This window comes from Bifidobacterium sp. B4111 (genome assembly GCF_026537235.1).
In the GTDB taxonomy this organism is placed as follows: domain Bacteria; phylum Actinomycetota; class Actinomycetes; order Actinomycetales; family Bifidobacteriaceae; genus Bombiscardovia.
Window position 1 is genome coordinate 438,569 of the sequence record NZ_JAFNMO010000001.1, and the last position, 12,462, is coordinate 451,030.

At 60.7% G+C, this 12,462-nt stretch carries 10 protein-coding genes and 1 pseudogene; 9 read left to right on the plus strand and 2 right to left on the minus strand.

Annotated features, from left to right (window positions below; all coding sequences use genetic code 11):
* Window positions 1–23 precede the first annotated feature (23 nt).
* Complete coding sequence (locus tag J3T93_RS02130) at window positions 24–812, minus strand: uracil-DNA glycosylase (RefSeq protein ID WP_267399681.1); 789 nt, start codon at window positions 810–812, stop codon at window positions 24–26.
* A gap of 148 nt (window positions 813–960) precedes the next feature.
* Between J3T93_RS02130 and J3T93_RS02135 the strand changes: the two genes are divergently transcribed.
* From J3T93_RS02135 to groL, 3 genes are all read left to right on the plus strand, one after another.
* A complete protein-coding gene (locus J3T93_RS02135) occupies window positions 961–1,605 on the plus strand; it encodes a LytR C-terminal domain-containing protein (protein WP_267430359.1) in 645 nt (214 codons plus the stop codon).
* A gap of 169 nt (window positions 1,606–1,774) precedes the next feature.
* Window positions 1,775–1,978, plus strand: coding sequence for a cold-shock protein (locus J3T93_RS02140; RefSeq protein WP_015022108.1), 204 nt, complete (start codon window positions 1,775–1,777; stop codon window positions 1,976–1,978).
* Between the two features lie 297 nt (window positions 1,979–2,275).
* Window positions 2,276–3,895, plus strand: coding sequence for a chaperonin GroEL (gene groL / locus J3T93_RS02145; protein WP_024626575.1), 1,620 nt, complete (start codon window positions 2,276–2,278; stop codon window positions 3,893–3,895).
* Between the two features lie 207 nt (window positions 3,896–4,102).
* Here groL and J3T93_RS02150 read toward each other — a convergent pair whose 3' ends face one another.
* Window positions 4,103–4,396, minus strand: a complete 294-nt coding sequence (locus J3T93_RS02150; RefSeq protein WP_024626574.1) for a WXG100 family type VII secretion target — start codon at window positions 4,394–4,396, stop codon at window positions 4,103–4,105.
* Window positions 4,397–4,465: 69 nt separating this feature from the next.
* Between J3T93_RS02150 and J3T93_RS02155 the strand changes: the two genes are divergently transcribed.
* The 6 genes and pseudogenes from J3T93_RS02155 (at window position 4,466) to J3T93_RS02180 (ending at window position 12,244) form a co-directional block, all read left to right on the plus strand.
* Window positions 4,466–5,257: a TPM domain-containing protein gene (locus J3T93_RS02155; protein ID WP_267430360.1), complete on the plus strand. Its 792-nt coding sequence runs from the start codon at window positions 4,466–4,468 to the stop codon at window positions 5,255–5,257.
* 4 nt (window positions 5,258–5,261) lie between these two features.
* Window positions 5,262–6,020, plus strand: a complete 759-nt coding sequence (locus J3T93_RS02160) for a response regulator transcription factor (protein WP_267399685.1) — start codon at window positions 5,262–5,264, stop codon at window positions 6,018–6,020.
* Window positions 6,010–7,929, plus strand: coding sequence for a HAMP domain-containing sensor histidine kinase (locus J3T93_RS09935; RefSeq protein ID WP_324123860.1), 1,920 nt, complete (start codon window positions 6,010–6,012; stop codon window positions 7,927–7,929). The genes J3T93_RS02160 and J3T93_RS09935 overlap by 11 nt, the downstream gene beginning before the upstream one ends.
* 123 nt (window positions 7,930–8,052) lie before the next feature.
* Complete coding sequence (locus J3T93_RS02170; RefSeq protein ID WP_015022102.1) at window positions 8,053–8,442, plus strand: cold-shock protein; 390 nt, start codon at window positions 8,053–8,055, stop codon at window positions 8,440–8,442.
* Window positions 8,443–8,509: 67 nt separating this feature from the next.
* Window positions 8,510–9,463, plus strand: a pseudogene (locus J3T93_RS02175) (DUF3027 domain-containing protein); the annotation flags it as partial.
* 132 nt (window positions 9,464–9,595) lie between these two features.
* Window positions 9,596–12,244, plus strand: a complete 2,649-nt coding sequence (locus J3T93_RS02180) for an ATP-dependent Clp protease ATP-binding subunit (RefSeq protein WP_267430362.1) — start codon at window positions 9,596–9,598, stop codon at window positions 12,242–12,244.
* Window positions 12,245–12,462: the final 218 nt, after the last annotated feature.

Consider the following 12,462-nt stretch of genomic DNA (forward strand, 5'->3'; position numbering starts at 1 on the left):
CCTGACGATTCAGCCAGCCGGACTCAGGTCAGGGACCAGTCCACCGGCTCGGCGCCCATGGCCTCCAGCGCTTCGTTGGCCTTGGAGAACGGACGGGACCCGAAGAAGCCGTATCGGGCCGACATGGGACTGGGGTGCGGGGATTTGATGATGGCCGCGTTGGTCAGCAGGGGCTCCAGGCTCTGGGCCTGTCTTCCCCAAAGAATGGCTACCAGGGGCCGGATCTTGCCCTCCTGGTCGCGCCTGTCGTTCAGAGCTCGGATGGCGGCGTCGGTGATCTCCTCCCAGCCCTTGTTCCGGTGGCTGGCCGGCTTGCCCACCCGAACAGTCAGGCAGCGGTTGAGCAGCATGACCCCTCGCCGGGTCCAAGGTGTCAGATCGCCGTTGGAGGGCGTGGGCAGGCCCAGGTCAGTACTCAGCTCGGCGTAGATATTGCGCAGGGAGCCGGGGATGGGGCTGACTGCAGGATCCACGCAGAAGCTTAGGCCTACCGGATGCCCGGGAGTCGGATAGGGATCCTGGCCCACGATCAGGACCTTGATGGAGTCGAAGGGGATGGTAAAGGCGCGCAGGATGTTCTTGCTGGCAGGCAGATAGCGGTGGCCCTGGGCCAGCTCGGATCTGAGGAAGTCGCCCATCCGGTGAATGTTGGGTTCGACAGGAGCGAGAGCCTTGGCCCAGCCGGGATCCACCAGGGCACTCAGAGGTTTGCGATGGGGTCGGCCCTGGCCTCCTGCTATGGTCGGAGGGTTGGTACCGGTTCCGTTCGTCGGCGCGGGGGAGGTTGCGGCAATAGGCTGGCTGCTGTTCATAAGGTCACTATATCGCTTGGTGCTATGAGCCGGCCAGGGTTGTCATGGCTCTCCCAGGCTCGCGGGAACGTCGGATGGTCAGTGGGATGCTGCTCCGGCGTCCCATTACCTATAATGGTTCAGGATCCGGTGGAGCAGAGGAGAGTTCATGGCTAGCACGCGCGACAATGGGACGCAGGCGCGCCCCCAGGTTCATGATGCGTTCGACAACCCTCCCAAGGGGCCGGTCGGTGTGCATCGGGGGCCTCGTTCCCTGTCGGTCAGGGTTCTGCCCTACCTGCTGGTGGTGGTCTTGGCCGTGCTGTGCGGACTGGGCCTATGGGCTGCAGTCAGTGGCTCCCTGCCCTGGCAGCAGACGCATACTGATGCCTCACGGGTCATCAGCAGCCATCTGCCCAAGAGGTCTGCATCCTCCTCTGCCTCAGAGAGCAAGACCTCTGCTGAAGAATCCTCACAGGGCCAGGCTTCACAACCGTCCTCGCAATCGCCTTCGGCGAGTGCATCCAGCAGCAGCCCGGCACCCGTGGTCAACAGGGGCACACAGGTGGCGGTCATCAACGGAACCAGGATCACCGGTTATGCAGGCAACAAGCGTCAGGTTCTGGTCAATGCCGGTTATACTGCGGTCACGGCAACCAACCCGCAGGGCGCTCTGTCTGGCGTAAGTACGGTCCGTTACCGTGACGAGGGTGACAAGGCTACTGCCCAGGAGGTGGCCAGCCTGTTGGGCATCACCCAGGTAGAGCAGTCCTCCGTGGCCTCCACTCCGGTGGAAGCCATCCTCATGCAGTGAGGTTCAACCAACCGGACGACCGAGGAAATTCGATGGCAAAAGTTCCCGAATTTCGGCTCGGCGTTTTGCAATTGCCCTATCAATGGGCCTAAACTGACCTTGCCGACCAGGCAGATGCGGTCAGTCTCGTATCTGTTGTGACGCGGCACCTATGTTAAGGAAGTTAGTTATGGCACAAGGCACTGTGAAATTCTTCAGCGCTGGCAAGGGTTACGGATTCATCAATCCCGACGATGGCGGCGAGGACGTGTTCGTGCACTACTCAGCCATTCAGTCCGACGGGTTCAAGACCCTTGATGAGGGAGATAAGGTCGAATATCAGGTGGAGCAGGGCCCCAAGGGTCTGCAGGCAACCAAGGTCACCAAGCTCTGATTGTCGTCTTCTGTATTCGTCATGGTGGATCCCGGTCATTCCGGGGTCCATTTTTTTATAGCATTCGTTTGAGAGCAGAGTGCGGATCGTCTGTGGGCACGGCTGATCGGTCAGGGCCGATATGACATACAGCCTGCAGCGTATTTTCCACTCAGGTTGGCACTCGGCTCCACCGAGTGCTAATCTGCTGAATTAGCACTCGAGGTGCGGGAGTGATAACACGACAGCTGACGGTCGGGTTCCGTTCCACGCCGACGGTGGGTCATGAAACCTCAAGCCATGACGGAGGAAGCAACAATGGCAAAAATCATCGAGTATGACGAGGAAGCTCGTCAGGGCATGCTTGCCGGCCTGGACAAGCTGGCCGACACGGTCAAGGTCACGCTGGGCCCCAAGGGTCGCAATGTGGTGCTGGACAAGTCCTACGGCGCGCCGACCATCACCAACGACGGTGTCTCCATCGCCAAGGAGATCGACCTGGAGGATCCTTACGAGCGCATCGGCGCCGAGCTGGTCAAGGAAGTAGCCAAGAAGACTGATGACGTAGCCGGAGACGGCACCACCACCGCCACCGTACTGGCCCAGTCCCTGGTGCATGAGGGTCTGAAGAACGTGGCTGCCGGGTCCAACCCCATCGCCCTGCGTCGCGGCATCGAGAAGGCGGCCGATGCCATCGTCAAGGAGCTCGTGGCACAGTCCAAGGAAGTCGAGACCAAGGATCAGATCGCTGCCACCGCCACCATCTCTGCAGGCGACCCCGAGATCGGCAATGAGATCGCCGAGGCTCTGGACAAGGTCGGTCAGGACGGCGTGGTCACCGTCGAGGACAACAACCGCTTCGGCCTGGACCTGGAGTTCACCGAGGGCATGCGTTTCGACAAGGGCTACATCGCTCCCTACTTCGTCACCAACAACGACGACCAGACCGCCGTTCTGGATGATCCATACATTCTGCTGACCTCAGGCAAGGTCTCCAGCCAGCAGGACGTGGTCCACATCGCCGAGCTGGTCATGAAGACCGGCAAGCCGCTGCTGATCGTCGCTGAGGACGTGGACGGCGAGGCGCTGCCCACCCTGATCCTCAACAAGATCCGCGGCACCTTCAACTCCTGCGCCGTCAAGGCCCCTGGCTTTGGCGACCGCCGAAAGGCCATGCTGCAGGATATGGCCATTCTGACCGGCGCACAGGTGGTTTCCGATGAGCTCGGCCTCAAGCTGGACTCCATCGACATGAGCGTGCTGGGCACCGCCAAGAAGGTCATCGTCTCCAAGGACGAGACCACCATCGTCTCCGGAGGTGGTTCCAAGGACGAGGTCTCCGCTCGCGTGGGCCAGATCCGCACCGAGATCGAGAACACCGACTCCGACTACGACCGTGAGAAGCTGCAGGAGCGGCTGGCCAAGCTGGCCGGCGGCGTGGCCGTCATCAAGGTCGGCGCAGCCACCGAGGTCGAAGCCAAGGAGCGCAAGCACCGCATCGAAGATGCTGTCCGCAACGCCAAGGCCGCCATCGAGGAGGGCCTGCTGCCCGGAGGTGGCGTGGCTCTGGTTCAGGCCGCTGCCAAGGCCGAGAAGGATGTCAAGCTGGATGGCGACGAGTCCACCGGCGCATCCATCGTCTTCCGCGCCATCGAGGCCCCCATCAAGCAGATTGCCGAGAACAGCGGCGTCTCCGGTGACGTGGTCATCAACAAGGTTCGTTCGCTGCCTGCTGGTCAGGGCTTCAACGCCGCCAACAACGAGTACCAGGATCTGCTGGAGGCCGGCGTGGCCGACCCTGTCAAGGTGACTCGTTCTGCTCTGCAGAACGCTGCCTCCATCGCCGGGCTCTTCCTGACCACCGAGGCCGTCGTGGCCAACAAGCCTGAGCCTCCGGCACCTGCTGCCGCTCAGCCTCAGGGCGACATGGGCTACTGATCCCTCGAGGTTCGGCCCGGCTTTTCGGCCGAACTGATTGATCGCCAAGGACAGGGGCCTGCGCACCGGATAATGGTGCGCAGGCCCCTGTCTCTGTTCTTGTACTCGTTGACCGTCTGTTTTCGTTTTCCGCATATGCTTGCCAGGTCCGGGGCCGATCCGCCATGATCACATAGCTCCAGGTTGCTTGCATGTATCAACCAGGCGTCAGGCTCCGGCAAACAGACGGGTGGCCTGGGCCTCGGTGTCCGCATAGAGCGACGATGCCTGTGTCAGAGCTGCCTGGATACCTTCAAGCGCCTGTTCCATCTGAGCCTGCGAGGCGCGCCACTGCTGGGCCACCGTGGCGAATTGGCTGGCCGCCGAGCCCTGCCAGACGCTTTGCAGATTGTCCAGATTGGTGTACATTCCCGCCACGGCATCTCTGATGGCTCCTATTGAGCCGCTGACCGCGCCGGAGGCTGTCTGTATCTGATCAGAATCAACTTGGAATCGTGTCATGATTGTCCTTTCCGTGAATGGCGGTGATGGTGGGGGAGTCCACTGCCGTCAACCGCTACTGTGGACACTATGACAGTGTTCAAGCAGTTGCCCCGTCCGCGGATCCATGTGGTCGAACGAGTCCCCTTCCACAAGACGAATCCTGTCGGCGTTTCACCCATAAGGCGGGTGCTGGCTTTCCTGCTCCTGATGATTGTGATGGTCGGCGTCCTGGGGCCGATCAAGGCTTTTGCCGATGAGCCTCAGAATGGGGCCGGAACCATGACCGACACGATCACCGATCCGCAGAATTTGCTGGGTTCTGACGTGGGATCAGTCAAGGATGCCATTGAGGAAACCGCGCAGCAGACAGGAGTATCGGTCCGACTGCTCTACCTTCCGCATTTCTATCAGGGTGTTAAGCCTGAGACCTGGGCATCCAGGGTGCTCGAATCGATGAAGCCCACCCACGACACGGTTCTGCTGGCTGTGGCCTCTCAGGACGGCAAATTGGTCGTGGCGGTCTCCAGCAACTCGCAGGCCTGGCTCAAGGACCAATCCAGCGTGGATCAGCTCTCGCAGGCGGCTCTGGAGCCAGTCACCAAGGGCCGCAATCCCGACTGGGTGGGCTCGGCCAAGGCCATGATGGACCAGGTTGAGACTCTTGACCAAAACCACCGGCATCACCGGGTGATGATCATTGCTCTTTCGGCGACGGTTGTCGTCCTGATCGTGCTGGGCGTAGCCGTTACGATTTGGTGGCGTCGCAGTAGCCGAACCGGGGCTCATCATCGCAAGTCCGGCGCTGCAAAGAAACAATTACGCCCGGCAGAGACGGTCAGCAAACTATCAGAGAATACCCAGAAAGTGGCGGCAAGCTGAAGCCATGAGCAAACCGACGCAAGCACAACTGGTCGTGGTCGACGACGAACCGTCCATCAGGGATCTGCTGGTGGCCTCCCTGCACTTCGCGGGCTTTGCTGTCGAGACCGCGGCATCCGGCTCCGAGGCCATCCAGGTCATTGAGCGCACCCAGCCAGATCTGATTGTCTTGGATGTCATGCTGCCTGACATCGATGGGTTCACGGTCACCTCACGCATCCGTCAGGAGGGGATCGATGCGCCCGTGCTCTTCCTGACCGCCAGGGATGACACCCAGGACAAGGTCATGGGACTGACTGTGGGCGGCGACGATTATGTGACCAAGCCTTTCAGCCTGGAGGAGGTTGTGGCCAGGATCAAGGCCATACTGCGCAGGACCCGCGAACACCAGGAGGACGATCCGGTCATTCGTGTGGGCGATCTGGAGATCAATGAGGATTCCCACGACGTCACCAGGGCCGGTCAACCCATCGACCTGAGCCCGACCGAATACAAGCTGCTGCGCTACCTGATGGACAACGAGGGTCGTGTGCTCAGCAAGGCCCAGATCCTGGACCATGTCTGGCAGTACGACTGGGGCGGCGATGCGGCCATTGTTGAATCTTACATCTCATACCTGCGCAAGAAAGTGGATGGCATCACCGTCAGTGACGGACAAGGCGGTGAGCGCAAGGTCACCCCGCTGATTGAGACCAAGCGCGGCATCGGCTACATGATCAGGGCTCCCAGGCAGAACGCATCGGACGGCGGCGATGGCGACTAGTCCCGAGGGTCCGCTCCCCAAGACAGAATCGTCGGCCATTCCCGGCACGAAGACGGCTGACGGGTCCAAGTCCTTCATGGGTTCGGACTCCGGCAAGGCATCCGGCTCCAGCAAACCGAGGGATCGCTCCTTGCCTAGGTCGCCTCTGGCTGCCATCCCCCTAAGCACCAAACTTGTGGCCAGCATGCTCATTCTGCTCATCGTGGGCACGGTGGGCGTTTCTGTAGCCATCTGCCAGATGGCCGACGACTATCTGATGAAGCGCACAGACTCGCAATTGATCCGCCAGGCCAACCTAGGCATTCGCAACGCCACCCTCCTCCGTCAGGAGGATCTGAGCAAGAACGGGCTTGGCCCCACCGACTATTTCCTGCAGATCCGCGACGACGACCTGCACATCATTTCGGACGATCTGAATCCGATGCAGGTCAATGGGGTCGTCTCCCGCCCGCGTCTTCCGGCCGACGGTAGCCTGGGCTCGATACCCTTGGGCCAGCCGACCACGGTACCAGCCTACGTGCGCGGCTCTCAGCAGGCCTCGCCCGACCGGGACACCATGAAGCGAGCCAGAGCCTCCTGGCGGGTGGTGGCCATGCAGTGGAAGCTAGGCAACGAGCTGGACGGTTCCGAAATCAGCGGCGTGCTCTTCATTGGCCTGTCCATGAGCGATCAGGATGAGGCTGTGCATGATCTGACGGCTTTCTGCATGATCATTTCCGTCGTGGTGGTCCTTCTGGGTGGAGTCATCTCGGTCCTGCTGATCCAGTCCACCCTGGTTCCCCTCAAGCGCATTGAGAAGACCGCTGCAAAGATAGCGGCTGGCGACCTTTCTCAACGCATTCCCAGTTTCCCGGAGAATACCGAGGTGGGTTCCCTGGCAGCATCCCTGAATGCCATGCTGACGCGAATCGAGCATTCCTTCGACGAGCAGCGCCAGACCACTGAGAAGATGAAACAGTTCGTTTCAGATGCCAGCCATGAGCTGCGCACCCCACTGGCTGCCATCCACGGCTATGCGGAGCTTTACAGGATGCAGCGTGACTATCCAGGGGCTTTGGAGCGGGCCGACAAATCCATTCAGCACATCGAGGACTCCTCCACCAGGATGACTGTCCTGGTCACGGATCTGCTCTCGCTTGCACGCCTGGATGAGGGCAGGGGAATCGACCCGACCCTGGCGGTCGATTTGACTGGACTGGTGCGAGATGGGGTGGATGACCTGCATGCCCTGGACCCGGGCAGGCAGGTGGCTACAGGAAAGGTATGCCTGCATACCGAGGATCAGCCAGCCCTCCAGGAGGTCCCGGTCGCAGCCAACAAGGGTCTGCCAGGCCTCAAAGGGCGCAGCAAGGAGAAAATCACCGTGGGCGGGCACTTGGGTCCATCTGTCAGTCTGGACATTCATGTAGGCCCCTTGCCCTCGGTGCAGGTGACTGGCGATCCCAGCCGTCTGCGTCAGGTGATTACCAATATCGTGGGCAATATCCACCGCTATACCCCATCTGATTCGCCTGTTCGGGTGGGATTGGGCCTGGTCAAGGCGACCATCGCTCCAGCGGATCTGACAAGGTTGGAGGCCGCCGAATCCTCGCTGGGACGTCTGACAGAAGCGATCCAAGTGGCAGAGAACAGCCATGTGGGCACCGACTACGCCATTATTCGCGTGGTCGACCACGGGCCGGGCGTCCCGGAGGAATCCAGGTCCAGGCTCTTCGAGCGCTTCTACACAGCCGATCCATCCAGGGCTCGGGAGAAGGGCGGCACGGGGCTGGGTCTGGCCATTGTACAATCCATTGTCAAGGCCCATCAGGGGTTCATCTGCGCCTCGCAGACCCCGGGGGGCGGCTTGACCTTCACCATCGTCATACCCCAGGGCGTCAGGCAGGATCAGGGGGGCGTTGAGGATTAGGCCAATCCTGCTGCCAACCCGTTCCGTATGCCCATGACAAGATGGGTCGTCCTGCCTGTCCAGGTCAGGTAGACTGATTTCGGATATACCTGTACAAGAAGCAACGTAAGGAAGTGGCAGAGCATGCCCAGCGGGAGAGTACGATGGTACGACGCCAAGCGGGGGTTCGGGTTCATCACGGATGAACAAGGTGGGGATGTCTTCCTGCCATCATCAGCCCTGCCTGCTGGGGTATCCACCATACGCAAGGGATCCCGGGTGGAGTTCTCGGTGGCTGAGGGCCGCAAGGGCCCCCAGGCACTGGATCTGAAGCTGGTGGGGCCTACCCCCTCCATTCTGCGTGCCAAGCGTCCCGATCCGGACGATATGGCCGCCATCGTGGAGGATCTGATCAAGCTGCTGGATTCAGCTGGCAATGGACTGCGTAGGCACCACTATCCAGGTCGGGCTGAATCCGCCAAGCTGGCTACCCTCCTGAGGGCTGTGGCCGATGACTTTGACGTGCCGGACTGAGCGGACGGCGAGAAGAATCCGACGTGGATCGGTTGATCCGGTCCCACTGATGATGAAGGTGTGATAGATGGTTCAAGAGGACTTGGATCCTGAGGAACTGGCCAGGCGAGTAGTTCTGAGCGTGGCTGCCGACAGCGATGAGGTCGGTGGGCTGGTCGGACGCACCCTGATCGGGGATGGAGTCTGGGACTACCGGTTCGCTTCGGCCATCAAGGGCTACGAGGGCTGGCAATGGTCGGTCACTCTATACCGTGATGAGGATGCCGATACCTGGACTGTTGATGAATCGTCTCTGGTGCCCACCGATGCGGCCCTGCAGCCCCCGGCATGGGTCCCCTGGAGGGATCGTCTGCTGCCTTCGGATCTGAGCGTGACCGATGCCATGGGGACCGATCCCGACGACCCCAGGCTGACGGACGGATACAAGCCTGCGCAGACTAGGCTTCAGAATTCTGAAGTACAGCAGACCTCAGAAGACAATGAAGAGGGCCGGAAAGCATCAGCCTCGGTTGATGCTGACGGTGCGGTTTTCCGTCTGGCAGACCGCGCAGGTGGCGAAAAAGACGTTCACGAGCATGATCCGGATGGTCAGGTTTCCTTGGGCGTAAAGACCTCTTCCGACGACCTTGACGAGGCCGTCGACAGCTTCGCTCTGACTCGTCGGCACTTGATGACAGCCGAGGCCAGGTCCGTCACTGCCAAGCGCTGGTACGAGGGGCAGCACGGTCCTAAGTCCCTGTCGACTCGGACGGCCAAGGGCAAGGCCTGCGAGACCTGCGGCTTCCTGATTCCCTTGGCAGGTGATCTGGGGACCATGTTCGGCGTCTGTGCTAATCGTTGGAGTCCGGACGACGGGCGGGTGGTCTCCATGGATCATGGCTGCGGCGAGCATTCCGAGATCGAGCCCCAGGAGGAGTCCCATCTCTGGGTCCAGTCCCAGCCGGCCTATGACGATCTTCATATCGATGTGGTCAGGCAGAAGCCCCGCGAGGAGCGCCCTGAGGTGGAACTCATGGAGCAGATGCAGTCGGAAGACGGCTCAGAGGACTGATTCCAAGGCCTCGTTGCGTTCAGAGCGCAATCCCCGGTGGGCCGAGAATAAACGTCACCGTAAATCTGTAGAGTGAATTACGGATCAAAGGGAAGGACAAGTATGTTCGAACGGTTTACCGACCGTGCGCGGCGGGTGATTGTGCTGGCGCAGGAAGAGGCCCGCACTCTGCAGCACAATTACATCGGCACCGAGCACCTCCTCCTGGGCCTGATCAGGGAAGGTGACGGTGTTGCCGCCAAGGCCCTGGCCTCCAAGGGCGTGGAACTGGATGCCACCCGCAAACAGGTCGAGGAGATGATCGGTAAGGGCAATGCGGTTCCCAATGGGCACATCCCATTTACGCCGCACGCCCGTCAGGTCCTGGAGCTGTCGCTGCGTGAGGCGCTTCAGCTGGGCCACTCTTATATTGGCACTGAGCACATTTTGCTGGGACTCATTCGCGAGGGTGAAGGCGTCGGCACCCAGGTGCTGATCAAGATGGGCGTGGACTTGGGCGATCTGCGGACCGCCACGATTGACATGATTCGCGGCAACCACGAGGGAAGCGATGCTGGCAAGGGTGATCTGGCCAATGCCGGCGGCGTTTCCAACAAGGGCGGCCAGACCGGTTCAGCCATCCTGGATCAGTTCGGCAGGAACCTGACCCAGGAAGCCGCTGAAGGCAAGCTGGACCCGGTTATCGGCCGGGCCAACGAGATCGAGCGGGTCATGGTCGTTCTGTCCAGAAGGACCAAGAACAACCCTGTGCTGATCGGAGAGCCCGGTGTAGGTAAGACCGCCGTGGTCGAGGGTCTGGCGCAGAAGATCCATGAAGGCGATGTGCCCGAGACCCTCAAGGGCAAGCAGGTCTACTCGCTGGATCTGGGCTCCATGGTGGCCGGTTCACGCTACCGGGGCGACTTCGAGGAGCGTCTGAAGAAGGTGCTCAAGGAGATCAAGACCCGGGGTGACATCATTCTCTTCATCGATGAGATTCATACCATCGTCGGCGCAGGTTCGGCTGACGGGGCCCTGGGAGCCTCCGACATGCTCAAGCCTCTGCTGGCCCGCGGCGAACTGCAGACCATCGGAGCAACCACTACCGACGAGTACCGCAAGTACATCGAAAAGGATGCAGCCCTGGAGCGGCGTTTCCAACCGATTCAGGTTTCCGAGCCCAGCATCGCCCAGACCATCGAGATCCTCAAGGGTCTGCGCGGCCGCTACGAGCATCATCATCACGTCACTATCACTGACAAGGCTCTGCAGTCGGCGGCCGAGCTCTCCGCGCGCTACATTCAGGACAGGAACCTGCCTGACAAGGCTATCGACCTGATTGATGAGGCCGGCGCACGTCTGCGCATTAAGCGGCTGACTGCCCCGCCGGAGCTCAAGGAGCTGGACACCAAGGTGGATCGTATCTCCGCTCAGAAGGACCAGGCCATCAAGGACCAAGACTTCGAGAAGGCCGCTCAGCTGCGTGACAGCCAGGAAAAGCTGGAGGCCGAGCGCAAGGAGAGGGAGCAGGCCTGGCACGAGGGCGAGTCCGACGTCAAGATGGTTGTCGACGAAGATGTGATCGCCGAGGTGGTCTCCTCGACCACCGGCATTCCGGTCTTCAAGCTGACTCAGGCCGAGTCCAAGAAGCTCTTGGGTATGGAGAAGGAACTGCACAAGCGGATTATCGGCCAGGATGAGGCCGTCTCCGCCCTGTCCCGCTCCATCCGCCGTACCCGTGTGGGCCTCAAGGATCCCAAGCGTCCCGCAGGTTCCTTCATCTTCGCTGGTCCCACCGGCGTGGGCAAGACCGAGCTGGCCAAGGCTCTGGCCCAGTTCCTCTTTGATGATGAGGATGCCCTGATCCGCGTGGATATGTCCGAATTCTCGGAGAAGTACTCCACCTCTCGTCTCTTCGGCGCCCCTCCGGGGTACGTGGGATACGAAGAGGGTGGCGAGCTGACCGAGAAGGTCAGGCGCAAGCCATTCTCCGTGGTCCTCTTCGACGAGATCGAGAAGGCTCATCCGGACATCTTCAACACTCTTCTGCAGGTGCTGGACGACGGCCATCTGACCGATGGACAGGGTCGCGTGGTGGACTTCAAGAACACCATCATCATCCTGACCACCAACCTGGGAACCCGCGACATCGCCAAGGCGGCCAACACCGGCTTCAACGTGAGCGGCAACACCGAGACCTCCTATCAGCGAATGAAGGATCAGGTGACCAGCGAGCTCAAGCAGCAGTTCAGGCCCGAGTTCCTGAACCGCCTGGATGACATCATCGTCTTCCAGCAGCTGACCGAGCCTCAGGTCCGTCAGATTGTCGATCTGGACATCGCTCAGCTCAACGATCGTCTCTTCGAGCGCCACATGTCCTTGGATCTGACCGACAAGGCCAAAGATCTGCTGGCCGAGAAGGGGTTCGATCCGCTCCTGGGTGCCCGGCCTCTACGTCGCGTCATCCAGCGGGACATCGAAGATGCCGTCTCCGAGAAGATCCTCATGGGTGAGCTTACAGACAATGAGTCCGTTCAGGTTGACGCCGAAGGCGAGGGCATCCTGGGCGAGTTCACCTTCACCGGCAAGCCCTTTGAGGGACCCAGGCATGCGGCCAGCTCCGCTGATGGACAGGACCAGAAGCCCGAACTGGTTGGAGCTTCGGTCGGTTCTTCCGAGGCTGATGTTCCGCCAGTAGGCGAGGCTGACGGCCAGAGCCAGGATGGCCAGGGTCCTGAGCAGTCTGGCCAGAGTTCGCCTGCTGGTGACTGAGATACATGGTTAATGCCTGACGCGGCTGACTGAAGTGGGGCTGGAGCACTTGGATAGTGCTCCAGCCCCACTTATTTGATGCTGCCGAGGATCGGTGCTGATCTCTGCAATATCGTTCTTGAAGCATCGCTTGAAATATATAGTGTCTGTTGGCAGAGTGAGCTCCGCATTCGCCTTGCCTTACGAGTCCGTCGAAGGGCTCGATCGTTTTCTTATAT

Coding starts and splice junctions, on each gene's coding strand:
- J3T93_RS02135 (WP_267430359.1), top strand. CDS start 961: ATGGCTAGCACGCGCGACAATGGGACGCAGGCGCGCCCCCAGGTTCAT.
- J3T93_RS02170 (WP_015022102.1), top strand. CDS start 8,053: ATGCCCAGCGGGAGAGTACGATGGTACGACGCCAAGCGGGGGTTCGGG.
- J3T93_RS09935 (WP_324123860.1), top strand. CDS start 6,010: ATGGCGACTAGTCCCGAGGGTCCGCTCCCCAAGACAGAATCGTCGGCC.
- J3T93_RS02150 (WP_024626574.1), bottom strand. CDS start 4,396: ATGACACGATTCCAAGTTGATTCTGATCAGATACAGACAGCCTCCGGC.
- J3T93_RS02155 (WP_267430360.1), top strand. CDS start 4,466: ATGACAGTGTTCAAGCAGTTGCCCCGTCCGCGGATCCATGTGGTCGAA.
- J3T93_RS02140 (WP_015022108.1), top strand. CDS start 1,775: ATGGCACAAGGCACTGTGAAATTCTTCAGCGCTGGCAAGGGTTACGGA.
- J3T93_RS02180 (WP_267430362.1), top strand. CDS start 9,596: ATGTTCGAACGGTTTACCGACCGTGCGCGGCGGGTGATTGTGCTGGCG.
- groL (WP_024626575.1), top strand. CDS start 2,276: ATGGCAAAAATCATCGAGTATGACGAGGAAGCTCGTCAGGGCATGCTT.
- J3T93_RS02160 (WP_267399685.1), top strand. CDS start 5,262: ATGAGCAAACCGACGCAAGCACAACTGGTCGTGGTCGACGACGAACCG.
- J3T93_RS02130 (WP_267399681.1), bottom strand. CDS start 812: ATGAACAGCAGCCAGCCTATTGCCGCAACCTCCCCCGCGCCGACGAAC.